General features: G+C 65.9%; 18 protein-coding genes and 2 tRNA genes. 9 read left to right on the forward strand and 11 right to left on the reverse strand.

What is annotated here, in order from left to right:
- Positions 1–19: 19 nt before the first annotated feature.
- The 6 genes from QFZ60_RS07215 to QFZ60_RS07240 all read right to left on the reverse strand — a co-directional run bounded on the left by QFZ60_RS07215 (position 20) and on the right by QFZ60_RS07240 (position 9,044).
- Entirely contained in the window at positions 20–487 is a 468-nt protein-coding gene (locus QFZ60_RS07215; protein ID WP_142031582.1) for a MarR family winged helix-turn-helix transcriptional regulator, read from the reverse strand.
- On the reverse strand, positions 487–1,596 hold the full coding sequence (locus QFZ60_RS07220; RefSeq protein ID WP_307089356.1) for an LLM class flavin-dependent oxidoreductase: 1,110 nt from the start codon (positions 1,594–1,596) through the stop codon (positions 487–489). Before QFZ60_RS07220 ends, QFZ60_RS07215 begins: the two co-directional genes overlap by 1 nt.
- Before the next feature lie 105 nt (positions 1,597–1,701).
- The gene (locus QFZ60_RS07225; RefSeq protein ID WP_307089359.1) at positions 1,702–4,932 is read right to left on the reverse strand and encodes an efflux RND transporter permease subunit; all 3,231 of its coding nucleotides are present in this window, start codon (positions 4,930–4,932) and stop codon (positions 1,702–1,704) included.
- 69 nt (positions 4,933–5,001) lie between these two features.
- Positions 5,002–6,504 carry a malate:quinone oxidoreductase gene (locus QFZ60_RS07230; protein WP_307089361.1) on the reverse strand — a complete coding sequence of 501 codons (1,503 nt, stop codon included), beginning with the start codon at positions 6,502–6,504 and terminating at the stop codon, positions 5,002–5,004.
- A 79-nt stretch (positions 6,505–6,583) separates the two neighbouring features.
- Positions 6,584–8,251, reverse strand: a complete 1,668-nt coding sequence (locus QFZ60_RS07235; protein WP_307089363.1) for an ABC transporter substrate-binding protein — start codon at positions 8,249–8,251, stop codon at positions 6,584–6,586.
- Positions 8,252–8,405: 154 nt separating this feature from the next.
- Positions 8,406–9,044, reverse strand: a complete 639-nt coding sequence (locus QFZ60_RS07240; protein WP_307093246.1) for a fasciclin domain-containing protein — start codon at positions 9,042–9,044, stop codon at positions 8,406–8,408.
- On the opposite strand from QFZ60_RS07240, the gene QFZ60_RS07245 reads away from it, so the two are divergent.
- Positions 8,929–9,273, forward strand: coding sequence for a hypothetical protein (locus tag QFZ60_RS07245; RefSeq protein ID WP_307093429.1), 345 nt, complete (start codon positions 8,929–8,931; stop codon positions 9,271–9,273). The two genes, QFZ60_RS07240 and QFZ60_RS07245, sit on opposite strands and share 116 nt — an antisense overlap.
- A 57-nt stretch (positions 9,274–9,330) precedes the next feature.
- On the opposite strand, the gene QFZ60_RS07250 is transcribed toward QFZ60_RS07245, so the two are convergent.
- Both QFZ60_RS07250 and bcp read right to left on the reverse strand, forming a co-directional pair.
- Positions 9,331–9,412, reverse strand: a tRNA-Leu gene (locus QFZ60_RS07250).
- Positions 9,413–9,531: 119 nt separating this feature from the next.
- Positions 9,532–10,005, reverse strand: a complete 474-nt coding sequence (bcp, locus tag QFZ60_RS07255) for a thioredoxin-dependent thiol peroxidase (protein WP_307089364.1) — start codon at positions 10,003–10,005, stop codon at positions 9,532–9,534.
- A gap of 96 nt (positions 10,006–10,101) precedes the next feature.
- On the opposite strand from bcp, the gene QFZ60_RS07260 reads away from it, so the two are divergent.
- Complete coding sequence (locus QFZ60_RS07260; RefSeq protein ID WP_142033003.1) at positions 10,102–10,560, forward strand: MarR family winged helix-turn-helix transcriptional regulator; 459 nt, start codon at positions 10,102–10,104, stop codon at positions 10,558–10,560.
- A gap of 369 nt (positions 10,561–10,929) precedes the next feature.
- Here QFZ60_RS07260 and QFZ60_RS07265 read toward each other — a convergent pair.
- From QFZ60_RS07265 to QFZ60_RS07275, 3 genes are all read right to left on the reverse strand, one after another.
- A tRNA-Lys gene (locus tag QFZ60_RS07265) sits at positions 10,930–11,005 on the reverse strand.
- A 114-nt stretch (positions 11,006–11,119) separates the two neighbouring features.
- Positions 11,120–12,241 (reverse strand): sorbosone dehydrogenase family protein, encoded by a 1,122-nt coding sequence (locus tag QFZ60_RS07270; protein ID WP_307093247.1) that lies wholly within the window; start codon positions 12,239–12,241, stop codon positions 11,120–11,122.
- A 40-nt stretch (positions 12,242–12,281) separates the two neighbouring features.
- On the reverse strand, positions 12,282–13,379 hold the full coding sequence (locus tag QFZ60_RS07275) for a hypothetical protein (protein ID WP_307089365.1): 1,098 nt from the start codon (positions 13,377–13,379) through the stop codon (positions 12,282–12,284).
- 259 nt (positions 13,380–13,638) lie between these two features.
- Here QFZ60_RS07275 and ilvD point away from each other — a divergent pair, with 259 nt between their 5' ends.
- The 7 genes from ilvD to QFZ60_RS07310 all read left to right on the forward strand — a co-directional run bounded on the left by ilvD (position 13,639) and on the right by QFZ60_RS07310 (position 24,743).
- A complete protein-coding gene (ilvD, locus tag QFZ60_RS07280; protein ID WP_307089367.1) occupies positions 13,639–15,357 on the forward strand; it encodes a dihydroxy-acid dehydratase in 1,719 nt (572 codons plus the stop codon).
- A gap of 375 nt (positions 15,358–15,732) precedes the next feature.
- Positions 15,733–17,640 carry an acetolactate synthase large subunit gene (locus QFZ60_RS07285; RefSeq protein WP_307089369.1) on the forward strand — a complete coding sequence of 636 codons (1,908 nt, stop codon included), beginning with the start codon at positions 15,733–15,735 and terminating at the stop codon, positions 17,638–17,640.
- 2 nt (positions 17,641–17,642) lie between these two features.
- Positions 17,643–18,155: an acetolactate synthase small subunit gene (gene ilvN, locus QFZ60_RS07290; protein ID WP_018768340.1), complete on the forward strand. Its 513-nt coding sequence runs from the start codon at positions 17,643–17,645 to the stop codon at positions 18,153–18,155.
- An 82-nt stretch (positions 18,156–18,237) separates the two neighbouring features.
- Positions 18,238–19,263 (forward strand): ketol-acid reductoisomerase, encoded by a 1,026-nt coding sequence (ilvC, locus tag QFZ60_RS07295; protein ID WP_056335254.1) that lies wholly within the window; start codon positions 18,238–18,240, stop codon positions 19,261–19,263.
- A 125-nt stretch (positions 19,264–19,388) separates the two neighbouring features.
- A complete protein-coding gene (serA, locus tag QFZ60_RS07300; protein WP_056335256.1) occupies positions 19,389–20,978 on the forward strand; it encodes a phosphoglycerate dehydrogenase in 1,590 nt (529 codons plus the stop codon).
- Positions 20,979–21,192: 214 nt separating this feature from the next.
- The gene (locus QFZ60_RS07305; protein WP_307089372.1) at positions 21,193–23,991 is read left to right on the forward strand and encodes an ABC transporter permease; all 2,799 of its coding nucleotides are present in this window, start codon (positions 21,193–21,195) and stop codon (positions 23,989–23,991) included.
- On the forward strand, positions 23,988–24,743 hold the full coding sequence (locus QFZ60_RS07310) for an ABC transporter ATP-binding protein (RefSeq protein ID WP_056335262.1): 756 nt from the start codon (positions 23,988–23,990) through the stop codon (positions 24,741–24,743). The genes QFZ60_RS07305 and QFZ60_RS07310 overlap by 4 nt, the downstream gene beginning before the upstream one ends.
- The last annotated feature ends 11 nt before the right edge of the window (positions 24,744–24,754 follow it).

A 24,754-nucleotide genomic window follows, 5' to 3' on the forward strand; every position in this document is an offset into this window, starting at 1 on the left:
CCCGCCGGGCAGCCGCCTGCTACTTGGGAAGGGGACCCAGCGAGCTCCGCAGCTTGTCCGTGAGCCGCATCAGTTCCTTCTGCTCCGCGGCCGTCAGGGCAGGACCCACCAGCGCCGAGATGTCCCGGACGTGCTCGCGGCCGATCTCCTTCTGCAGCTCCCGTCCCTCGTCAGTCAGCTTCAGCAGGATGCCGCGGCCGTCCTCCGGGGCCGGCATCCGGGCAACGAGTCCGCGCTTCTCGAGCCGCTCCACCAGCCTGCTCAGGCTTGACTGGCTCAACAGCACATTATCGTTGAGCTCGTTGAGCCGCAGCCAGCCGGACGGACACCGGGAGAGCGTGAACAGGACATCGTATTCATTCACCGCCAGCTTCCGGAACGCCCGCCCGGACTGCAGCCTGCGCATCACGGCAACCTGGGCCCGGAACAGGGACTCCCATGTTTCGGCGGCCAGCCGCACCGGCGATTCCGATCCTCCCGCAGCCATCACGCCTCCGCGGCGGCTTTGTCGGCGTCCTGCGAGGCCAGCAGGGCGGCCACGCGGCCGGCATGGGTGGGCGGTTCGGGAACGTGGGCCGGCTTGAGGGCCGCGTACTCCCTGCGGAGGACGGGCAGGACCTCCTCGCCGAACAGGTCCAGCTGCTCCAGGACGGTCTTCAGCGGCAGCCCGGCATGGTCGATCAGGAACAGCTGGCGCTGGTAGTCGCCGAAGTACTCCCGGAAGGTCAGGGTCTTTTCGATGACTTCCTGTGGGCTGCCCACGGTCAGCGGGGTCTGGGAGGTGAAGTCCTCCAGGGACGGGCCGTGGCCGTACACGGGGGCGTTGTCGAAGTACGGGCGGAACTCGTTCACCGCATCCTGGGAGTTCTTCCGCATGAAGAACTGGCCGCCCAGCCCAACGATCGCCTGGTCCGCCTTGCCGTGGCCGTAGTGTTCGTACCGCTCGCGGTAGAGGCCGATCAGCTGCTGGTAGTGCTCTTTGGGCCAGAAGATGTTGTTGGCGAAGAAACCGTCACCAAAGTACGCGGCCACCTCGGCGATCTGCGGGGTGCGGATGGAGCCGTGCCACACGAAGGGAGCCGCGCCGTCCAGGGGCCGGGGTGTGGAGGTGAAGTTCTGCAGCGGGGTACGAAATTTGCCGGACCAGTTGACAGTGTCCTCATCCCACAGCTTGCGCAGGAGGCTGTAGTTCTCGATGGCCAGCTCCACGCCGTCCTGGATGTTCTTCCCGAACCACGGGTACACCGGGGCGGTGTTGCCGCGGCCCAGGACCAGGTCCACGCGCCCGTCGGACAGGTGCTGGAGCATGGCGAAGTCCTCGGCGATCTTCACCGGGTCATTGGTGGTGATCAGCGTGGTGGCCGTGGAGAGGATGATCCGTTCGGTCTGGGCCGCGATGTACGCGAGGGTGGTGGTGGGGGAGGAAGAGAAGAAGGGCCGGTTGTGGTGCTCGCCCAGGGCGTACACATCCATGCCGATTTCCTCGACCTTTTTGGCGATGGCCACCGAGGCCTTGATGCGTTCATGCTCGGTGGGGGTGCGGCCCGTGGTGGGGTCCGTGGTGATGTCGCTAACGCTGAAAACACCGATCTGCATGGCGTGCCTTTCCGTTGCTGGGCTTGGCTCCAGTATAGGCCAATGTAGATGCATTTGCATCTATCGCCGGATACAACACAGTACGGCTGAAAATATTCCGCTGTTTTATTCGACGCCGGGGGCGGCGCGCCGCCCGCTGACCTTCGGAACCTGGCCGGTGGTCCAGTCGCGGAACTCCGCGTCCACGTCGGCGGCAGGACCAAACTCCGGGCGGGCCTTCAGGTCGCGCAACAGCGCCTTCTTCTCGCGCCGCCCCTCCACCAGCCGGTACAGCACCGGAACCAGGACCAGGGTCAGCGCGGTGGAGGACACCAGGCCGCCGATCACCACCACGGCCAGCGGCTGCGAGATGAACCCGCCGCCGCCCGTGAGGCCCAGGGCCATGGGCGTCAGGGCAAACACTGTGGCAAGTGCCGTCATCAGGATGGGCCGGAGCCGCTGGCGTGCACCGTTCGTAATGGCGTCCGCCACGTTCATGCCCGGCCGGCCGTCACGCGGCTGCCGGTACTGGTTGATCAGGTCGATCAGCACGATGGCGTTGGTCACCACGATGCCCACCAGCATCAGCATGCCGATGAGCGACGGCAGGCCCAGGGGCACTCCGGTGAGCAGCAGCAGCGCCACGGCGCCGGTGGCGGCGAACGGAACCGAGACCAGCAGGATCAGCGGCTGGATGAGGGACTTGAAGGTGGCCACCATGATCACGTACACGATGGCGATGGCTGCCAGCAGCGCCAGGCCCAGCTGCCGGAAGGATTCCGCCTGCTGCGTGGTGGCGCCGCCGATCTCCGCCGTGACGCCCGCCGGCAGCTGGACATCGGCAAGGCGTTTCTGGACTTCCGTGTTCACCGCGCCCAAGTTGGAGCCCGACGGCGTGATGGACACCTTGGCGGTGCGCTCACCGTTGCTGGCGGTGATGGAGACGGGGACGTCCACCTGCTCGACGGAAGCGATGCTTCCCAGCGTCACCGGCCGGCCTCCCGCCGGCAGCGGAATGTTCCGGACGGCCTCGATGCTGGTGAACTTGGTGCCCTGGCCGATGCGGACGGGGAAATCATTGGTCTCGATCCGTACGGTGCCGGCAGGGATGGGGCTGATGGTGGATGCCAGCACCCCGCCCACCTGTTCCTCGTTCAGGCCCGCGGCGGCGGCTTTGGCCCTGTCCACCCGGACCTGCACCACAGGGTTGCTGGCGGCCAGGTTGCTGGCCACCTCACTGGTGCCCGGCACGCCTGTCATGGCCGCCACCATGGTGTCACTGGCAGCCTGCAGGTCGGCGCTGTCAGCAGCCTTCAGCGTGATGTCCACGGTGGATGAGGTGCCAAAGCCGCCCTGCTGGGTGCCCACGGATACCTTGCCCGAGCCGGGCACCTTCGCAAGCTCCGAGCGCACGGTCTCCTGCAGGCGTGCCTGGTTGGCCTTTTCGTCCGTCACCACCGTGAAGGTGGAGTTGGAGGAACCGGTCGAGGTGAGTGCGGCAAAGCCCGCCTGGGCGTTGCCGGAGGTCACCTGGACATCCTTGATGCCGTCGATCCCGCGCAGCACCTCTTCGAGGCGGATTGCGGCGGCGCTGGTGTCGGCCAGGCTGGTGCCGGCCGGCAGTACCTGGCGCACGGTCAGGCTGTTCTGTCCCGAATTGCCCAGGAGGTTCGTGGCCAGCAGGGGTGTCATGGCGCCGGTGGCACCCAGCACCAGGACCGCGGCCACGAGGGTGATGACGGGATGTTTCTGGGTGGACCGGAGGATGGGCAGGTAGCCGCGCTGCAGGCGGCTGCGCTGTTCGGCGTCGTGGGCCTTCGCTTTTGCCTCGTCAGCGATCCGCCGGGCCTCCGGAGAGCCGGCCGCCGCCGTGCCCGCCGCACCCCTGGGGTTCCTGAGGAACCAGTAGGCGAGCACCGGGACGATGGTCAGGGACACCAGCAGCGACGCCAGCAGCGCCATGGTCACCGTCAAGGCGAAGGGCCTGAAGAGTTCGCCGGCCAGTTCGCCGACGAAGGCGATCGGCAGGAACACCGCCACCGTGGTCAGGGTGGAGGCTGTGATGGCGCCGGCCACCTCCCTGATGGCGGTGAGGATCGCCGTCGACTTTTCCTCGCCGTAACTGAGGTGCCGCTTGATGTTCTCGATAACGACGATGGAGTCGTCCACCACGCGCCCGATCGCGATGGTGAGCGCGCCGAGCGTCAGGATATTCAGCGAGTAGCCCGTGGCCGACAGGCCGATGAACGTGATCAGCAGGGACAGCGGAATGGATACGGCCGTGACCAGCGTGGACCGGGCGGACATCAGGAAGAGCAGGATAATGGCGACGGCGAATCCCAGCCCCAGCAGGCCTTCCGTGGTGAGGTCCTTGATGGACTTTTCGATGAACGGTGCCTGGTCGAAGACAGGGGTGAACCTGGCGTTGGATCCCAGTTCGGATTCCAGGTCCTTCAGGGAGTCCCGCACCGCGTGCGAAATGCCTACTGTGTCGCCTTCGGGTTTCTTGGTTACGGAGATGGCCAGCGTCTCGGCACCGTTGGTGCGGGTGATCGAGGTGCGTTCATCGTCCTTGAGCGACACATCCGCGACAGTACCGATGGTTGCCCCGTTCTTGGCACCGGCCAGCGGCAGTGCCTTGATGGCGTCCAGGGAGTCCACCGGGCTGCCGATCTGGAGCGACAGGGTCTTGCCTTGGTCCTGGAGGGTGCCTGCAGGGACCAGTGCGCCGTTGTTGGACAGGGCGTCCCGGATGGAGGGGACACCTGTCCCCGCTGCCGTCATGGCGTCGGGCTTTGGAAGGATCTCGATGTGCTGGGAGGCGCCGCCGGTCACGTCGGCGCTGCGGACGCCGTCGATCTTCTGCAAGCGGGGGACGCTCAGGCGCTGCAGGTCGGCGTTCAGCCCGCTGAGCGGCTTGTCCGAGGAGACGGCGAGGAAAACGATGGGGAAGTCGCTGATGCTTCCGGCAATGGCCTGCGGCTGGACATCGCTGGGCAGGGTGCGCTTAGCGTTGGAGATGGCCCGGTCGATCTGGTTCCGGGCCCGGTCCAGGTTCGATCCGTACGTGAACACCATGGTGATCTGGGAGACGCCGGTGCGCGATGTGGAGGAGGTGGATTCCAGCCCCTCCACGCCGTTCAGCGCCTTTTCGAGCGGGCCGCTGACCTGCTTGTCCACCACTTCCGGCGACGCACCGGGCATGGAGCTGAGCACGGTGATCTGCGGGAACTCAATGGACGGAATGAGCTCCTGCTTCAGCGATGACATCGTAATCACGCCGAAGACCGAGGCGAAGACGGTGATCAGGGCAATCAGGGCCCTGTTCGCCAGGGAAAGGTGCGCCAGCCGGAACATGGGTGGTCTCCTGGGGGTCTAAGTGACTGGTACATGCCCTGGGAGTTGCCAGCCGCTGGCCCCGCAGGGTCAGTGGCTGGCGGAAACGCTCTCCAGCTGGAGTGACTTGGCCGTGGCCCGTTCCAGCTCCGCGGCAAGGTCCGGATTCTCATCCAGCTTCACCCCGTAGCCGGGCATCATGTCCTTGAGCTTGCCCTGCCAGCCCTTGAAGTTCCGGGGGAACGTCTTCTGCAGGAGCTCGATCATGATGGGGACAGCGGTTGAGGCTCCGGGCGAGGCGCCCAGGAGCGCACCGATGGAGCCGTCGCGGCCGGCGATCACTTCGGTTCCGAACTGAAGGATGCCGCCCTTTTGAGGGTCTTTCTTAATGATCTGTACACGCTGGCCGGCCGTAATGAGTTCCCAGTCCCCGCCCTTTGCCTCGGGGTAGTACTCGCGCAGTGCCTCGACCTTCTGGTCATGCTTCTTCACCACTTCCTTAACCAGGTAGGCGGTGAGGTCCATGTTGTCCTTGGCAACTGCCAGCATCGGGATGATGTTGGACGGCCGGATGGACAGCGGCAGGTCCAGGTACGATCCGTTCTTCAGGAAGTTCGTGGAGAATCCGGCGTACGGGCCGAACAGGAGCGAGCGCTTCCCGTTGACGTAGCGGGTGTCCAGGTGCGGAACGGACATGGGCGGAGCGCCCACTGACGCCTGGCCGTAGACCTTGGCGCTGTGCTGGGCCGCGATGGCCTCGTCGGTGCAGCGGAAGAACTGGCCGGAGACGGGGAAGCCGCCGTAACCCTTGCTTTCCGGGATGCCGGAGGCCTGCAGCAGGTGCAGGGCGCCGCCGCCGGCCCCGACAAAGACGAACTTGGCGTGGATCTTGCCGTGTTCCCCGGACTTGGGGTGCTTCAGCGTCAGGTCCCAGCCGCCGTCGGACGCCCGGGAGATTCCGGTGACGTCGTGGTTGTAGTTGATTTCGACGCCGTTGTGCCCCAGGTAGGTGGTCAGCTCGCGGGTGAGTGCCCCGAAGTCGACGTCGGTTCCCTCGGCGGCGCGGGTGGCGGCGATGCGCTGCTGGGGGTCGCGGCCCTTGACGATCAGCGGCGCCCACTTGGCAATCTGGGCGTGGTCCTCGGAGTACTCCATGCTGCGGAACAGCGTGTGCGGCTTCAGCGCCTCATAGCGGGTCTTCAGGAACCGGGCGTGGTCCTCGCCGATCACAAAGCTCATGTGCGGGACCGTGTTGATGAAGCCCTTGGGCGAACCGATCAGGTTGTTGTCCACCAGGTGGGACCAGAACTGGCGGGAGAGCTGGAACTGTTCGTTGATGAGCAGTGCCTTGGCGGGGTTGACCGAGCCGTCTTTGGCTGCGGGGGAGTAGTTGAGCTCGCAGAGGGCGGCGTGGCCCGTTCCTGCATTGTTCCAGGGATCTGAGCTTTCCAGCCCGGGCTGGTCCAGCCGTTCGAACAGGGAGATGGTCCAGTCCGGCTCCAGCTGCTTGAGGAATGCCCCCAGCGTGGCGCTCATGATGCCGCCGCCTATCAGGACAACGTCGGCGTGTGGGGTCTTGGAAATGAAGGTCACGATCAGTCTCCGATTGCAGCGGCTCTGGCTGTCACAGAATATCCCCGCGCAGCCCGCATACTGAAATTGGCCCGGGCCGTCAAGGCTTTAGCTGGACCTTCGTGAAAACTTCGTTTAAGACCGGGGATGCCGGGTAGCTCAGCACGCGGTCTGACAGGGCAAGCGCGGAGATGGGGAAGGCGATGGGAACAGCCGGCACGGTCGCCGCGATCTGGGCGTTGATGCTGTGATAGAGCTCATCGCGCTCCTTGCCGTCGGGCAGCCCCCGGGCCCTGTTGATCTTTGAGAAGACTTGGGGATCCTGGTAGCCGAACTCGCCGTTCTTCTCGCCGAAGAGCGGGCCGACGAAGTTGTCCGCGTCGGAGTAGGAGCCGTTCCAGCCGAGGATGTGGAGCGCGTGGTCGCCGGCGGACTGGACCTTCTGCAGGTAGCCGTCGGACCAGTCAACCGGGATGGGCCGGATGTTGAAGCCGACCGCCGTCAGCTGGCGGCTGAGCTCCGCGTAAACCTTCTCCGGCGTGGGCAGGTAGGGGCGGGTGACGTTCATGGGGTAGTAGAACTTCAGTTCCTCGCCCGCGTATCCGCCCTCCTTGAGGTAATCCCTGGCCTTCAGCGGATCGTGTCCCAGGGCCGGCGCGTCGTTGTTGAACCCGCTGATCTTGGGCGGGACGAACTGTGTGGCCTTGGCAGTGTTGTCGATGAAGAACTTCCGGATCAGGGTTTCCTTGTCGATCGCCAGCTCCACCGCCTGCCGGACCTTCTGGTTCTGGAGCACCGGGATGTCCTGGTTCATGCCGACGTACATCACCGAGAAGGGGTCGCGCTGCACAATCTGCTTGCCTCGCTTGACCAGTTGATCGAAATTTCCGACGGTGACGGCGTCGTAACCGTCGATCTTTCCGTCCAGCAGGGCCTGGAGGCGGGTCTGGGGATGGTTGTAGGCCAGGAAGTTGATGGTGGCGATCTGGCCGCGGTCGCCCCAGTAGGTCTTGTTGCTGGACAGGGTGACCGCGTCGTTGCCCCATGCGGCCAGGGTGAAGGGTCCGGTGCCCACCGGGTTGGTGGCGAACGCGGACATTGCTTGGCCGCCCCGGTTCTGGTCCAGGACGTCGGCCCTGCCGGCGGCAAGGGCTGCCGGGGACGCAATGGCGAAGGCCGGCAGGGTCAGTGCCTGGAGGAACGCCGTGAAGCGCTGCGTCAGGTCAATCTGGACGGTGTCGGCGGACACCGCAGTGCAGCTTTTGAAGATGGACAGCGCGGGCTCGTCAGAGTGCGCCTTGAACACGCTCTTGAACGAACTGCCGGGCGCCTGTTTCCGCAACTCCGCGGGAAAGGCGAACCAGCGGTTGAAGTTGGTGCAGACGGCGTCGGCGTTGAAGGGGGTGCCGTCCTGGAAGGTCACCCCCGTGCGGAGCTTGAAGGTGTAGGTCCTGCCTTCGTTGGCCTCGTTCCATTCCGTGGCCAGCAGCGGGGTGGGCTTGCCGGTGGTCTGGTCAACGCCCACCAGGCCTTCAAGGATCTGGCGGGTGATCCGCTGGGACTCCACATCGCTGGACAGGGCCGGGTCCAGTCCCAGGGGCTGGGCGGCGGTGCCGAAATTGAACGTGGCATCCGGCTCAGCGGCCGTCGAACTGGGCGTTCCGGAGGTGGGGGAAGGGGACGGCATTCCCGTGCATGACGTCATGCCCAGCGCCATGAGGACGGCGCCGGCCTTGATGACCGTCCGCCGCGATGTACTGCTGGGCACTCGTTTATCACCTCTGGATGCTGCCGGCTCCGCCGCTTGCGGGCCGGGACCCAGTCTAGAGGACAGGACCTGGGGCGAACCCCAGGTACACGCGGGACGCGCCAAGGCCGGACCCGCTCGTTCCAGAGGGGCCCGGCCTTGTTGGAGGGAGTGCTTACTTGGGCATGAGGACCGAGTCGATCAGGTAGACCGTTGCGTTCTTGGTCTTGACGCCGCCGCAAACCACGTTGGCGTTGTCCACCATGAGCTTGTCGCCGCTGCCGGTCACCGTGACGGAGCCACCCTGGACCGTGGCGTGCGTGCCGGCGATCTTGTCAGGGGTGATCTGGCCGGGAACCACGTGGTAGGTCAGGATCTTGCTCAGCAGGGCGTCGTCTGTTTTCAGGGTCTCGATGGTGGCGGCGTCGATCTTCTTGAAGGCGTCATCCACCGGTGCGAAGACGGTGAACTCGCCGCCGTTGAGGGTGTCAACCAAGTCCACCTTGGGGTTCAGCTTGCCGGAAACCGCAGCCGTGAGGGTGGTCAGGATCGGGTTGTTGGAGGCAGCCACGGCCACCGGATCAAGGGCCATTCCCTCCACCGAGCCTGCACCGCTGGGAACCTGCTGGGCGTAGGCGGCGCAGCCGGGTCCCACCAGGTTTGCCGCCGGATCCATGGTGCCGGCCGAGGAACTGGCCATGGCGCTGGCGGACGGGGACGCCATGCTGGAGCTGGGGGAGGATGACATCGGCGCCGACGACGCCGATGACCCGGAGGCGCTGCCGGAACCGCCACAAGCGGTGAGGCTGAGCAGAGCGGCCGCTGCAACGCCGGCGACGGTGAAAGTGGTGCGCTTGAAGGTCTGCATTTCGGTTCTCCTTGGATCGTTTTGCCTGCCGCTTTTGGACGCTGTCCGCGGCCTGCACCTTGCTTTGTGTAAGCACCTGCCCTTGGCTGGTGTCTCAATGGCTATTCGGCCGGTGGCCGGCTGCGGATGGGTGATCTTTTGGAGTTTTTCGAATCGAGGCACGAATCCGGCATGAGCACCGGCGCCTGATTAACGCAAAGATCCCCCGGCCGAAGCCGGGGGATCCCCAGTGTGCGCAAGGGGGGACTTGAACCCCCACGCCCGAAGGCACAGGAACCTAAATCCTGCGTGTCTGCCAATTTCACCACTCGCGCGCGGCATCCCGCTGCGAACCTTGAACGTTCGACGGCGGATGCCAGTGTCCATTGTAGCGTTGCCCCGGGTGCCTGCCCGGGCGTTGCCCTGGCAGCCATCCAGGGCAACGCCGGATGGCTTAATTGTCGAGGTTGAGGTCCCGCCGCAGCTTGGCCACGTGGCCGGTGGCCCGGACGTTGTACTGGGCAAGGGAAACGGTGCCGGACGGGTCCACCACCACAGTGGACCGGATGAGGCCCTGGTATGTCTTGCCGTAGTTCTTCTTTTCGCCCCAGGCACCATAAGCCTCGGCCACCGCGTGGTCCGCGTCGGAGAGCAGCGGGAACGTCAGCGACTCGTTCGCGGCAAACTTGGCCAATTTCTCAACGGGGTCGGGGGAGATGCCCAGGACGTCATAGCCGGCGGCCTGCAGGGAGGCGAGGCTGTCCCGGAAGTCGCAGGCTTCCTTGGTGCAGCCGGGCGTGGAGGCGGCCGGGTAGAAATAGACAATGGTGGAGCGGCCGGGCCGGGGAGCCAGGCTGACGTCCTTGCCGGTTGAATCCTGCAGGGTGAAAGCGGGTGCTTTGTCGCCGGTCACGAGTCTTTCAGCCATTGTTTTTCTCCTTGTTGCGGGCGGGACACAACAGCCTAGTAAGCAGGTGGGACGAGTGCTAATCGCCACTTGGCTATACTTGCTGCTATGCCTGATATGGATCACTGGCCCACAGGGCGCCTCCTGTCCACTGCTGCGCGTCTCGTTGAACACTCATGGAACGAAAAACTTGGCGCCATCGGACTAACCCACGCCGGTGTTATCGCCATCGAAGTCCTTGCCGCGCAAGGCCCCATGACCCAGGCGCAGCTTGCCCAGTATGTCCGCGTCCAGGCCCAGACCATGGGCAAGACGCTCAGCCGGCTCGAGTCCCACGGCCATATCGTCCGGGTGCGCAGCACCTCGGACCGCAGGAGCCATGTGGTGTCGCTCACCGAGCAGGGCAAGGACGCCGTGGCCCAGGCCGTGGAGATGGAGCGCTCCGTGCTGGCCTCTGCGTCGATCGACCCCGAACTGCTGCGGCAGGAACTTAAAGCTGTGGTGCGCGAACTCGCCAGCCAGTTTTCCACGACGCCCGGCAACGCCGCTGCCTTGGTGGACAACGCCGCCAAATAGCTGTGGCGCCGCAGACCGCTTGATGAAAGCGCGGCTCTGGCTTGATAAAGCCGGGCCGCGCTTTTTTGTGCCTGCCCGCCCTTTTTGTGCCCGCCGCCGTGCCCAGCCGCCGGGCCGTCGTCGGACTTCTCCCCGCCCCAGCCTCATCGATTGCTCCGTACCTGCCGTTTTGCGCCCTCAAAACGGCAGGTACGGAGCAATCGATGAGGCCCTGTGCGCGGGGCGGCGGTCACAGTCGCAGATTTCCCCCTAGAAGGACCGTCCCCGCGGAACGGTCAGGGGTTCGGTCCGTTTGGCGGGAAAATCTATGGGGGCAAAACAAAACAGCCCCCGGTTTGTGTTTCCACAAGCCGGAGGCTGTTTTCCCAGTGGTGCACCCCCCGGGACTTGAACCCGGAACCCATTGATTAAGAGTCAATTGCTCTGCCAATTGAGCTAGAGGTGCATCTTATTTGCTTCCATCCCCGGGCTTTTTCTTTCCCGTTGATCTCCGCAACGACATGAAACTCTACACGAACTTTTGGTGCAAGTGAAATCGGCGCCGGAGGGGGTGTTTACATCACTGGAAGGGGCGCAAAACCAGCACGAAATCAGGGTTTTCGTTGTTCGTCAGCAGCCATAGCCCGCCCTCCGGCGTCCGGATCACGTCCCGGATCCTGCCGTACTCACCTGTGAAATAGGCCACAGGATCACCTGCCTCCGTCCCCTGGAGCGGGACCGTCCAGAAGCGTTCACCGCGGAGGGCGCCCAGGTAGGCAACACCTCCGGCGATTTCCAGTCCACTGGGTGAAGAGTCGCGGGTGGAAGGCCACACCACCTTGGCGTCCTGGAACCCGGCGCGGTGCGGAGCCCCCGTCACCTGCGGCCAGCCGTAGTTGGCGCCCGGCAGAATCAGGTTCAGCTCGTCGTCCACGTCCGGGCCGAATTCGGTGGCCCACAGCCTGCCTGCTCCGTCCCAGGCCAGGCCCTGGACGTTCCGGTGCCCCAGGCTGTAGGCGGCGTTACCAAACGGGTTGCCGGGGGCGGGGGTGCCGTCAGGGGTGAGCCGGAGTATTTTGCCGCCCAACGCATTCGGGTCCTGCGGCTGTTCGCGGCGCTGGGCATCGCCGGTGCCCACATACAGGAAGCCGTCCGGACCGAAGCGGATCCTGCCGCCGTTGTGGGTGGTGGCCTTTGGTATTCCCGACAACACCACCTGGGGCTGGCCGAGGGCCAGGGAACCGTCGGCATCGCCCTCGACGGTAAGCCGGACCACCCGGTTGTCCTCACGGCTCGTCAGGTAGGCGTAGAGCAGGTGGTCCGCGTCAAAATGCGGGGACAGCGCCAGGCCCAGCAGGCCGCCTTCTCCGGAGGGCGCAACGTCCGGTACTTTGCCGAGCGTTGTGGCTTTTCCATTCCGCACGGCCTTCAGCAGTGCTGTTTCGCGCTCCGAGATGATGGCAGTGCCGTCGGGAAGGAATACCGCTGCCCACGGAATGCTCAGCTGCAGTTCCAGCCGTTCCTGCACCGTGGGAACAGGGGGAGGAGCTGGGGCAGGGGAAGAAGCAGCGGCAGAGCCGGTGGCCGGCGGAGGGAGCACGACGGCGGTTCCCGCCGCGGTGCCCTTGCTTGCCGTGCCTGTGGCCGGTTCGGGCGGCCCGGAACTTCCCGTGCACGCGGCCAGAACAAGGCACACGGCCAGGCAGGGAAGGCCCGCCGCACTGCGCCGGGCCTTCCCGCTGCTAGAGCCGTTTGCGACGCGGAGCCCGGAAGCCGGCGGCCTCCGCGTGCGCAGCAGATTCAAACCAGACTTCCGGCCGGGTCTGCTCATAGTCGGGATGTCCTTCTTCGTAGTAGACCATCGCGGCGGCGTCGCCTTTGACCGTGTAGTCCGCCGGTCCGCCTCCGTCGGGGCCCGGCGCCGCCGAACCTGCCCCATATGGCTCATCTGCTGCCAGGTGCCCGGAAGGCGCAGCGGAGTCCATGCCCCGTGCCTGCGCGGCAGCAGCCAGGTCCTGGTCCTGCCCGGATGGCTGGTGGTGGTCCGCACCGTTCTCCACCAGCGCCGAGGACTGGGTGCGGTCCAGCGTTTCGGCCGCGGCGGCTTCCCCCTGGCTGCCATCGGCAGCTGCAGGCGCGGCGGCCTCCTGCCTGTGTCCTGATTCAGAGGACTCGGCCCTGTGCTGGGACGCCTGTCCGCCGGCCGGCACCTCAGGCGATGTGCCGCCGTCGTCAGTGCCTTCCACGGCAGCTGTTTCAGCACCGGGAAGGGTGGGGGAGTGGGGGGCCGTGTACTCATCATGGTGAACGGGGCGGGCGTCCGCCGGGGAAGCCTGACCGGAATCCGTCCCCGCGGAGGCGCCGTTCCGGGCAGCCTGACCCGCAGGAGTTCCGGCCGAACCCACCACCGAGGAGCCCGGCCTGGATCCGGCCTCGGACCATTGGGTTTCCCATTCGGCCTGGTCCGCTGCCTGGTTCTGTGCCTCGTTCTGCGATTGGCCGTGTGATTGGTCCTGGTGATGACGCTGCCCGGCGGAGGCACCGCTGTCTGCAGTGCTGCGGGGGGATGTGGGGCTGGATGCGGCGGACGAATCCAGCGGTTCCTCAGCCGTGGCAGGGGCGGGCGGTTCGGCCGGCTTTCCGAACCCTGCCGCCGTAGGGATACCGGTGGTGCCTGCCGCCTGGGCGGACGCTGCGGCACTGCCGCCCTCCAGCGCTCCGTCTGTCCTGGTTCCTGCTGATGATCCGCCAGTGGGGCCGGCGGACTTGTTGCGGTTCAGCAGCCACCAGATGATGACGGCGATGACAATTATGAGAATGATCCAGAAAACAATGTCCATGGCAGGCCTTTCGGTCCAGGTGGCTGGGTGTCCTGTCCCCGACGCTACGTCGGGTCACCACTGCTGTCCAGAGTGCTGTGCGACGCCGGGGACTGCGCTGCCGGGCGGTCATTGCAGGCGGCCGCATCAGGCCCGCCTGTAGTCTCTGTCTCAAAATATGAGACGGAAGTCCACTATTTGGCAGCTATTTCGCGCTTTTTTGCCATAACCCTGGTCCGGCGGTCGTTTCCGCAACGGTCCGAGCCCTAGACTTTCCCCTATGAGTGACGCCCAGACCGCAACCGAGAACACGCCTGACATCAAGCCCCGCAGCCGTGTTGTGACCGACGGGATCCATGCGGCCCCCGCACGCGGCATGTTCCGGGCAGTCGGCATGGGGGATGACGACTTCGCCAAGCCGCAGGTGGGCGTGGCAAGTTCCTGGAATGAAATCACCCCCTGCAACCTCTCCCTGAACCGGCTCGCGCAGGGTGCCAAGGAAGGCGTCCACGCGGGCGGCGGTTTCCCCATGCAGTTCGGCACCATCTCCGTCTCCGACGGTATTTCCATGGGCCACGAAGGCATGCACTTTTCCCTGGTCTCCCGCGAAGTCATCGCCGACTCCGTTGAGACCGTGATGCAGGCCGAACGCATCGACGGTTCGGTCCTGCTGGCAGGCTGTGACAAGTCCCTCCCGGGCATGCTCATGGCCGCCGCCCGCCTGGACCTGGCCAGCGTGTTCCTCTACGCCGGTTCCATCATGCCGGGGTGGGTCAAGCTCGAGGACGGCTCCGAAAAGGAAGTCACCCTCATTGACGCCTTCGAAGCGGTCGGCGCGTGTGCGGCCGGCAAGATGAGCATGGAGGACCTCACCCGCATCGAGAAGGCCATCTGCCCCGGCGAAGGCGCCTGCGGCGGCATGTACACGGCCAATACCATGGCCTGCATCGGCGAAGCACTCGGTATGTCCCTCCCCGGCTCGGCCGCCCCGCCTTCGGCAGACCGCCGTCGTGATGAATTCGCCCGCAAATCCGGTGAAGCGGTGGTCAACCTGCTGCGCCAGGGCATCACCGCCCGCGACATCATGACCAGGAAGGCCTTCGAGAACGCCATCGCCGTCACCATGGCCTTCGGCGGCTCCACCAACGCCGTCCTGCACCTGCTTGCCATCGCCCGCGAGGCCGAAGTTGAGCTGACCCTTGACGACTTCAACCGCATTGGCGACAAGATCCCGCACCTGGGCGACCTCAAGCCCTTCGGCCGCTACGTCATGACGGATGTGGACAGGATCGGCGGCGTGCCGGTGATCATGAAGGCACTGCTCGACGCCGGACTGCTGCACGGCGACTGCCTCACCGTGACCGGCAAGACGGTGGCGGAGAACCTCGAGGCGATCAACCCGCCTGACGTCGACGGCAAGATCCTGCGCGCCCTGGACAATCCCATCCACAAGACCGGAGGGATCACCATCCTGCACGGCTCCATGGCGCCTGAGGGCGCAGTGGTGAAGAGCGCCGGCTTCGACGCCGACGTCTTCGAGGGAACCGCGCGCGTGTTCGAGCGCGAGCAGGGTGCCCTGGACGCGCTGGACAACGGCGCCATCAAAGCCGGCGACGTTGTGGTCATCCGCTACGAAGGGCCCAAGGGAGGTCCGGGAATGCGCGAAATGCTCGCCATCACCGGTGCCATCAAGGGGGCAGGGCTCGGCAAGGATGTCCTGCTGCTCACCGACGGCCGGTTCTCCGGCGGCACCACAGGGTTGTGCATCGGCCACGTTGCGCCGGAAGCGGTCGACGGCGGCCCCATCGCCTTCGTGAAGGACGGCGACCGGATCCGGGTGGACATCGCCGCCCGCAGTTTCGACCTGCTGGTGGACGAAGCCGAACTCGAAGCCCGCAAAGTGGGCTGGCAGCCGCTGCCGGCCAGGTACACCAAGGGCGTGCTCGCCAAGTACGCCAAGCTGGTGCACAGCGCCAGCCAGGGCGCCTACACCGGCTGATGCCCGAGTACCTCAAGCCTCGGGAGGCGACGCGATTTCCGGAGGCGGCAGGGCTTAATAAGGGATGTCCGAGGGGACCCGGGCTGACGGCGCTCGCGCCGGAAGCTTGGGGAAGGATCATCACGGGGTGGACAATGGGGTCCACATGGTGAGATTGGGTTGTCGCTCGTTGACACTGATCTCGCCAAGAGGGAAGACTGAACGCATGACTTTCGTTACCGCCGGCACCGTCGTCGTCCTTACCAAGCGCGTGGCACATTAGCCTCCACTGGTAACGAACCGTCACGCGCGAAACCCCTCACAGAGCCACCCGGCTGAGGGGTTTTTTTATTTCCTCCAGCCACAAACCACAGAAGATCCACAAGGAAGAGTCCGATGAGCAAAGGATCGCCCATCAGCCCCTCGCTGATGGCCACCAAGTCCGCTGGAGCCGCCAAGGCTCCGGAACGCGCCGACCGGACGGCTGACCACGCCGCCGTCGTCGCCGACCTTGCTGCCGTCTCTCCTGTCCTTGGGCCGAACAACGTCGTACCCCCGACGGTGATGACCGGCTCGCAAGCAATCGTCCGCTCGCTCGAAGAACTCGGCGTCGACGATATTTTCGGTTTGCCCGGTGGCGCAATCCTGCCCACCTACGACCCCTTGATGGCCTCCACCATGAACCACGTGCTGGTCCGTCACGAACAGGGAGCCGGCCACGCCGCGCAAGGCTACGCCATGGTCACCGGGCGGGTTGGCGTCTGCATCGCCACCTCCGGCCCCGGGGCCACCAACCTCGTTACCGCCATCATGGATGCCCACATGGACTCCGTGCCCCTGGTGGCCATCACCGGCCAGGTATCCAGCGGCGTCATCGGCACCGACGCCTTCCAGGAAGCCGACATCGTGGGCATAACCATGCCCATCACCAAGCACTCCTTCCTGGTGACCGACCCCAACGACATCCCCCATGTCATGGCCGAAGCCTTCCACCTGGCGTCCACCGGCCGCCCCGGACCGGTGCTGGTGGACGTCGCCAAGGACGCCCAGGTGGGCCAGATGACGTTCTCCTGGCCGCCGAAGATCGACCTGCCCGGCTACCGGCCGGTCACGCGCGGCCACAACAAGCAGGTGCGCGAGGCCGCCAAGCTCATTGCGGCGTCCACCAAGCCCGTTCTGTACGTGGGCGGCGGCGTGGTCAAGGCGCACGCCTCAGCCGAGCTGCTCGCCCTCGCCGAGGCGACCGGGGCACCTGTAGTCACCACCCTGATGGCCAAGGGCGCCTTCCCGGATTCGCACCCCCAGCACGTGGGCATGCCCGGCATGCACGGGACCGTCTCAGCCGTCACCGCGCTGCAGCAGTCCGACCTGCTGATAACCCTCGGCGCCCGCTTCGATGACCGCGTCACCGGCGTACTGAAGACCTTCGCGCCCAATGCCAAGGTCATCCACGCGGACATAGACCCGGCCGAAATCTCCAAGAACCGCACCGCCGACGTGCCCATCGTGGGGTCCGTCAAGGAGATCATCCCCGAACTCACCGAAGCCGTGCGCGGCCAGTTCGAGGCCTCAGGCACCCCCGACCTCACCACCTGGTGGGCGTTCCTGAACAACCTCAAGGAAACCTACCCGCTGGGCTGGACTGAACCGGACGACGGCCTCATCGCCCCGCAAAAGGTCATCCAGCGGATCGGCGCCCTCACCGGACCCGAAGGCGTCTACGTGGCCGGCGTGGGCCAGCACCAGATGTGGGCCGCCCAGTTCATCAAGTACGAGCGCCCCCACGCCTGGCTGAACTCCGGCGGCGCCGGCACCATGGGGTACGCCGTCCCGGCCGCCATGGGCGCGAAGGTGGGCGAACCGGACCGGGTGGTCTGGGCCATCGACGGCGACGGATGCTTCCAAATGACCAACCAGGAACTGGCCACCTGCGCCATCAACAACATCCCCATCAAGGTGGCTGTCATCAACAACTCCTCGTTGGGCATGGTGCGCCAGTGGCAGACCCTCTTCTACGAGGGCCGCTACTCCAACACCGACCTCAACACCGGCCATGACACCGTCCGCATCCCGGACTTCGTCAAGCTGGGGGAGGCCTACGGCTGCGCCTCGTTCCGTTGCGAACGCGAAGAGGACATCGACGCCACCATCCAAAAGGCCCTCGAGATCAACGACCGCCCCGTGGTCATCGACTTCGTAGTGAGCCCCAACTCCATGGTGTGGCCGATGGTGCCCGCCGGCGTGAGCAACGACCAGATCCAGGTTGCCCGCAACATGACCCCGGAATGGGAAGAGGAAGACTGACCATGAGCCGCCACACACTTTCCGTCCTGGTTGAGGACAAGCCCGGCGTCCTGACCCGCGTGGCCAGCCTCTTCGCCCGCCGCGCCTTCAACATCAACTCCCTGGCCGTTGGCCCCACCGAAGTGCCGGGCGTATCCCGCATGACGGTGGTGGTTGACGCCGACGGTGACCTCATCGAGCAGGTCACCAAGCAGCTCAACAAACTGATCAACGTGATCAAGATCGTTGAGCTGACCCCAGAATCTTCCGTACAGCGCGACCACATCCTGGTCAAAGTACGTGCGGATGCCGCAACACGTCTGCAGGTAACCCAGGCCGCAGACCTGTTCCGCGCCTCAGTGGTTGACGTCTCCACCGACTCCGTCGTCATTGAGGCCACCGGCCACCCCGAAAAGCTCACAGCCCTGCTCTCAGTGCTGGAGCCCTTCGGCATCCGCGAAATTGTGCAGTCCGGCACCCTGGCCGTTGGACGGGGATCCCGCTCCATGAGTGACCGGGCGCTCCGCTCCGCCTAGGCACCTGCCAAGGCGGGACTGGCGCCCGTAACCGCAGCACCGCAAGACCACTATCTACAACCACTCAAGAGGAGTTACGCAAGTGACTGAAATGTTCTACGACGACGACGCCGACCTGTCGATCATCCAGGGCCGCAAGGTTGCCATTGTTGGCTACGGCTCCCAGGGCCACGCCCACGCGCTCAACCTGCGCGATTCCGGCGTCGAGGTCGTCATCGCCCTGAAGGACGGCTCCAAGTCGACCGCCAAGGCGCAGGATGCCGGCTTCACGGTAAAGAACGTTGCCGACGCCGCCGAATGGGCGGACGTCATCATGATCCTGGCGCCGGACCAGCACCAGCGCTCGATCTACAACGACTCCATCAAGGACAAGCTGACCCCCGGCAAGGCCCTGGCCTTCGCCCACGGCTTCAACATCCGCTTCGGCTACATCCAGGCTCCGGAAGGCGTTGACGTCATCCTGGTGGCGCCGAAGGCTCCGGGCCACACCGTCCGCCGCGAGTTCGAAGCCGGCCGTGGCATCCCGGACATCATCGCCGTCGAGCAGGACGCGTCCGGCAACGCCTGGGAGCTGGCCAAGTCCTACGCCAAGGCCATCGGCGGCACCCGCGCCGGCGTCATCAAGACCACCTTCACTGAAGAGACCGAAACCGACCTCTTCGGCGAGCAGTCCGTCCTCTGCGGCGGCGTCTCCCAGCTGATCCAGTACGGCTTCGAAACCCTCACCGAGGCCGGCTACCAGCCGCAGATCGCCTACTTCGAGGTGCTGCACGAGCTCAAGCTCATCGTCGACCTCATGTGGGAGGGCGGCATCGCCAAGCAGCGCTGGAGCGTCTCCGACACCGCAGAGTACGGCGACTACGTCTCCGGCCCGCGCGTCATCACCCCCGAGGTGAAGGAAAACATGAAGGCCGTCCTGGCCGACATCCAGTCCGGTGCATTCGCCAAGCGCTTCATCGAGGACCAGGACAACGGCGGCGTTGAGTTCAAGGAACTGCGCGCCAAGGCAGAACAGCACCCCATCGAGGCTGTTGGCCGCGAACTGCGCTCCCTGTTCTCCTGGCAGCAGCAGGACGTCGACTACGTGGAAGGCTCCGCAGCCCGCTAAGGCTGCCAGCCCAACCACGCAGACCGCAACGGTGAGGCCGGGTTCACACTTAACAATGTGAGCCCGGCCTTTCCGTCGGCCTAGACTTGTTTCCATCCCCAGGACTGCAACGCAGAGGATCAGCCGTGTCAAAACCCGTAGTACTGCTCGCCGAAGAACTTTCCCCCGCCACCGTCGAGGCCCTTGGCCCGGACTTTGAGATCCGCCAGACCGACGGCGCAGACCGTTCCCAGCTGCTCTCGGCGATCAGCGACGTAGACGCGATCCTGGTCCGCTCCGCCACCCAGGTTGATGCCGAAGCCATCGCCGCCGCCAAGAACCTCAAGGTCATCGCCCGCGCCGGCGTGGGGCTGGACAACGTGGACATCAAGGCCGCCACGCAGGCCGGCGTCATGGTGGTCAACGCGCCCACGTCCAACATCGTTTCCGCCGCTGAACTCACCGTGGGCCACATCCTGAGCCTGGCCCGCCACATCCCGCAGGCCAGCGCCGCCCTCAAGGACGGCGAATGGAAGCGCTCCAAGTACACCGGCATTGAACTGTTCGAAAAGAAGATCGGCATCATCGGCCTCGGCCGCATCGGCGCCCTGGTGGCAGCCCGCCTGAAGGGCTTCGACACCAAGATCCTGGCCTACGATCCCTACATCACCTCCGCCCGCGCTGCGCAGCTGGGCGTGCAGCTGGTCACCCTGGATGAACTCCTGGCCCAGTCCGATTTCATCACCATCCACATGCCCAAGACGCCCGAGACCGTTGGCATGCTGGGCGCTGACGCATTCAGGAAGATGAAGAAGACGGCCTACGTGGTCAACGTGGCCCGCGGCGGCCTGGTGGACGAGGAAGCCCTCTTCACCGCCCTCCAGGACGGTGAAATCGCCGGTGCCGGCGTTGACGTCTTCGCCAAGGAGCCCAGCACCGACCTGCCGTTCTTCAAGCTCGACAACGTGGTGGTAACCCCGCACCTGGGCGCCTCCACCGACGAAGCCCAGGAAAAGGCCGGCGTCTCCGTGGCCAAGTCCGTCCGCCTGGCCCTCGCCGGCGAGCTGGTACCGGACGCCGTCAACGTTGCCGGCGGCGTCATTGCCCCCGACGTCCGCCCGGGCATCCCCCTGATCGAGAAGCTGGGACGCATCTTCACGGCGCTGACCCACGCATCCCTGACCCAGTTCGACGTCGAGGTGGCCGGCGAGATTTCCTCCCTGGACGTCAAGGTGCTGGAGCTGGCGGCGCTTAAGGGCATCTTCGCCGACGTCGTCACGGAACAGGTGTCCTACGTCAACGCCCCGGTCATCGCCGAGCAGCGCGGCATCAACGTCCGCCTGATCACCACCCCGGAGACCGAGTCCTACCGCAACGTCCTGACCCTGCGCGGCGCCCTCAGCGACGGCAGCCAGATCTCCGTGGCCGGCACCCTGACCGGCCCCAAGCAGATCGAGAAGCTGGTGGGCATTAACGGCTTCGAGGTGGAAATCCCCATCAGCGAGCACCTTGTGGTGGTTGCCTACACCGACCGCCCCGGCGTGATCGGCACCATCGGCCACATCCTGGGCATGAACAACATCAACATCGCCGGCATGCAGGTGGCCCGCTCCAACGAGGGCGGCCAGGTCCTTGCCCTGCTGACCATCGACAGCTCCGTTCCCCAGCAGGTGCTCGATGCCATCAAGGCCGGCATCGGCGCCGAGATGGTCAGGGAAGTGGACCTGGAAGACTAAGGCGACACACCGGCCGAAACGCCGTAGCCGCACCTCCGCGGGCCCCGCACAGGCGGAGCCACGTATGATTGGCCGGTCTGCTTACAATGGCTTGGTCCTGATTCAGGACCGTAGCCGGCAGACCGGCCAATACCTTTTGCACATCCCTCCGTCATAGTCCACGTCCTCGGGCGGATGAAAGTGTGCGCACGCAATCCAGGTTTCAGGGAGTTCCATGAACGCCGTCCAGAGGTTCATCAGAAGCAGAGTGCTGCTGTTGACCGCGGCCATCTTGATCGCAGCCATGTGCTTGTCGGTCCTCGTCCAAAGCCAGTCGCAGGCTGCGCTCAACCGGACGGTTGATGAAAATTCGAGGGGGCTCTACGACATCCTGGTCCAGGCGAAGGCGCCCTCCGGTGCCCTCCTGCAGCCCGAGATTGCCAACGGCGCCGGCGGCATCGGCTTCGACCAGCTGGACTCCATCCGGAAGCTGTCCGGCACCTCAGTGGCGGCCCCCATCAGCCTGGTTTCGCGTGTCACGCAGAACCTGGAGACGCCCCGCCTCGATGCCATGGATTACCTCGGCTACAACGCCGGCCTGGCCGGCACCGCCACCGCGGACCAGGCAGCGGGTGCCACCGCGCCGGACAAGTGGCCAGCCGCGGAATCCGTCCTGACCGACGCTGCCAAGAAGTACCGGCTGACCGCCAGTGCGGTGAGCTCGGATGGCAGCTCGGAGCAGACCCTCTTCAAGACCACCGCCGAGGGCACGCTGGGCAAGGCCCGGCTCGTGGAGGAAAAGGCGCAGGGCGGCAGCAGCATCCGCATCGCCCCCGCGGCAGGGGAGACCGGCATCAAGTTCCCCGCTCCCGCCGGCGGCTCCGAGCACAACCTCTTCAACCTCTCGGTGTCACTGCCGCTGGCCCCTGAGGTCACCGAATCCGTGGTGGCTGTGGACCCCGCGTCCGAGCGGGCCCTGCTCGGTTCGGCCGGTGACTTCCTGGCCCCGCTGGAGAAGGCTCCGCCCGCTGACGCCCGTGACGCAGGCGCCGTGGGCCGCTACCTGGAAGGGCTCTTTACCAACGGCATCAGCATGGACCAGCTCAAGGAAGGACCTGACTTCCTGGGCGTCAAGCTCAAGTACTGGGCTCCGCTGATGACCCAGTACCAGCAGGCCAAGCGCACCGGCCAGCTGACCAGCGGCTCCCAGGCCGTCCCCCTGATCGTGCGCTCCGGCACGTCCCTGGACCTGAAGTACAACGTCAAGATCGAGGAAATTGACGACGCCGGCAAGGTGGTTAAGGACGTCGGCACCGTTTCGAAGTCCCTGGGCAAGGACTACCTGCCGTTCGTGTCAAAGGACCCCTTCGTATTGTCCTGGCCGGGCTCCACGGACCACTCCTCCCTGCTGGGCAACAACGGCAACTTCAACCCGGGCCTGTACACCCCGGCCAAGTGGAGCACCGCTTTCGCCGGCGCCCCCAAATACACGGACGGCGGGACCGCCGCCAACGGCGCCGTGGACAAGGCCGCGGTGCCAGGCGAATGGGTCACTGTCAACCGCCTTCCTGAGAAGGCCGCCAACGGCGCGCCCGTGGACCAGACCCAGCGGAACCCCGTGGACGAGCGGTCCTACCGGGAAAACCTTTCCACCGGCCAGCAGCAGGCCGCAACGCCGCTGCCCATGGTGTACGGCACGTTCGACCCCGCCGCCGTCGAGGCAGCCTCCGGCGACGTCAACAAGCTCCCGCTGGGCGGCTACGACCCCACGCCGTTCACCCTGGTCAAGGATGCCGCCGGCAAGGATGTTCCCGCCGCGGACCTGAAACCTTCCTTGAGCGCCACCGGGCTGGCCAGCCAGTCCGCCGGCGCCATCACCGACTACTACGGACTCGCAGCAGCGCGCGGCTACAAGCAGAACGCGGCCGTCATCGACGCCGTACGCGTCCGCGCCAAGGCCCCGGGCAGCTGGAAGGATGCGCAGCCCGAGGTGGAGAAGCTCGCCGCCCAGATCCGGGACATGGGCCTGGATGCCACCGTGGTGGCCGGTTCGGCCCGCGAGGACACCAGCATTTTCGTTCCCGGCTACTCCAAGGACGGAGCCGGCAAGGAGTCCGCGCTGGGCACCGTCCAGCAGTCCTGGGTCCGGCAGAACGCCGCTGAAGCAGTGGCCGGAGCACTGTCCGGCACCAACATCACGCTGCTGTTCCTGACACTGTGCGGCGCGGCCCTGCTGACCGGTGCCTCCACCGTCAGCTACATCCGGAAACGCCGCAGCGAGGCCGGCACCCTGCGGGCCATGGGCTGGACCCAGCGGCGGATCCGCAGCTGGGTGCTTGAGGAATTCGGCGTAGGGGCAGTGCTGCTCGCCGCCGCCGGTATCGTGCTGAGCCTGCTGAGCTGGAGCCTTTCCACCGCATTGGTATGCGCCGCCGTCCTGGTCCTCTACTGCGGCGCGGCCCTCTTTGCCGCGCAGCAGCTGCGCCACCGCGACGAAATCGACCAGGAGCCGCAGCACGATGAACGGCTCATCCCGGTGGACTCGCCGCTGACCTTCGCAAACCGGCAGCTCAGCACCAACAAGTTCAACACGCTGTCCCTGGCGGTGGCGGTGGGCGTCTTCGGTGCCGCCGTCGGCGGGCTGATCGCCCTGCTGATCGACATCCCGCGCGCCGCCGGAGCCAGTGCCCTCAGCGGGCTGGCCGCGGCCAGCGTGACCCTGCCGAGCATCCTGCTGGCGCTTGCGGGCGTGGCCGTGGGGCTGGTGCTTACCCTGGTGACGGGGCGCTTCGAACTCAATGCCAAGCGGCAGTACCTTGGCATCCTCCAGGCGATGGGCTGGAACCCGGACATGCTCCGCCAGGTCCGTTTGTTCGAGAACGCACTGGTGGGAACCGTGGCCTTGCCGCTGGGCGTGCTGGGCGCCCTGGGCATCGGCCTGCTGCTGGCACCCTACGCGGCCATCTGGGCCGCCGCGGCAGGCCTGGTGGCTGTTATTTGCTGGATACCGATTGCAACGAAAGTGGTCCAATGACAAACCCGACGAACCTCCAGCGCAGCCGCAGGAGCGGCTCCAATGAGGTCCCCCTGCAGACCCGGGCCAACACCATCGTCAAGTCGGCGGACCACGCCACCCCGCTGGAGATGCGCGACATCACCATCCGCTATGGCGGTGGAAAAGGCGGCGCCGAGGCCGTGAGCGTGGTGGAAGGCTTCGACCTGACCCTGCACGCGGGCGAGATGCACTGCGTGGCCGGCCGAAGCGGCTCCGGCAAGACCAGCATCCTGACCGTCGGCGCCGGACTCACCCTGCCGACGTCGGGCCGTGTCTTCTGGGAAGGTGATTCCCTCGAAAGCATGGGCGACGACGAAATCGCCGACCGCCGTCGTGCCCTGATCGGCTACGTGGACCAGGGCGGCGCCCTGATCGACGGCATGAGCGCGCTCGAGAACGTCCTCCTGCCCGCCGTACCCGACGGCGAGGTGGACCAGCGGCGCGACATGGCCAAGGACCTCCTGGACCTGGTGGGCCTGGGCCGGCGCATGCGGCACCGTCCCGCGCAGCTGTCCGGCGGTGAACGGCAGCGCGTGGCGATCGCCCGCGCCCTGATCCTGGGCACCCGGGTCCTGGTGGTGGATGAGCCCACCGCCAGCCTGGACCGTGCCTCCGCCAACCGCATCATCAGCATCCTGAAGGACACCACCAATGACGGCATCGCCGTGCTGGTGGCTTCGCACGATCACGAGCTGGTCCGGCTCAGCGATACCCTGACAGAACTGATCTAGCCCACCCCTCC

It is taken from the genome of Arthrobacter sp. B2I5, from assembly GCF_030816735.1.
Classification (GTDB): domain Bacteria; phylum Actinomycetota; class Actinomycetes; order Actinomycetales; family Micrococcaceae; genus Arthrobacter.

Excerpts from the sequence above, each read along its gene's own strand:
- ilvD (WP_307089367.1), top strand. The coding sequence starts at position 13,639 with ATGAGTGACGCCCAGACCGCAACCGAGAACACGCCTGACATCAAGCCC.
- QFZ60_RS07260 (WP_142033003.1), top strand. The coding sequence starts at position 10,102 with ATGGATCACTGGCCCACAGGGCGCCTCCTGTCCACTGCTGCGCGTCTC.
- QFZ60_RS07305 (WP_307089372.1), top strand. The coding sequence starts at position 21,193 with ATGAACGCCGTCCAGAGGTTCATCAGAAGCAGAGTGCTGCTGTTGACC.
- QFZ60_RS07220 (WP_307089356.1), bottom strand. The coding sequence starts at position 1,596 with ATGCAGATCGGTGTTTTCAGCGTTAGCGACATCACCACGGACCCCACC.
- QFZ60_RS07225 (WP_307089359.1), bottom strand. The coding sequence starts at position 4,932 with ATGTTCCGGCTGGCGCACCTTTCCCTGGCGAACAGGGCCCTGATTGCC.
- QFZ60_RS07215 (WP_142031582.1), bottom strand. The coding sequence starts at position 487 with ATGGCTGCGGGAGGATCGGAATCGCCGGTGCGGCTGGCCGCCGAAACA.
- QFZ60_RS07275 (WP_307089365.1), bottom strand. The coding sequence starts at position 13,379 with ATGGACATTGTTTTCTGGATCATTCTCATAATTGTCATCGCCGTCATC.
- bcp (WP_307089364.1), bottom strand. The coding sequence starts at position 10,005 with ATGGCTGAAAGACTCGTGACCGGCGACAAAGCACCCGCTTTCACCCTG.
- QFZ60_RS07285 (WP_307089369.1), top strand. The coding sequence starts at position 15,733 with ATGAGCAAAGGATCGCCCATCAGCCCCTCGCTGATGGCCACCAAGTCC.
- ilvN (WP_018768340.1), top strand. The coding sequence starts at position 17,643 with ATGAGCCGCCACACACTTTCCGTCCTGGTTGAGGACAAGCCCGGCGTC.
- QFZ60_RS07310 (WP_056335262.1), top strand. The coding sequence starts at position 23,988 with ATGACAAACCCGACGAACCTCCAGCGCAGCCGCAGGAGCGGCTCCAAT.
- QFZ60_RS07245 (WP_307093429.1), top strand. The coding sequence starts at position 8,929 with ATGGCGCTGGCGGACGGGGACGCCATGCTGGAGCTGGGGGAGGATGAC.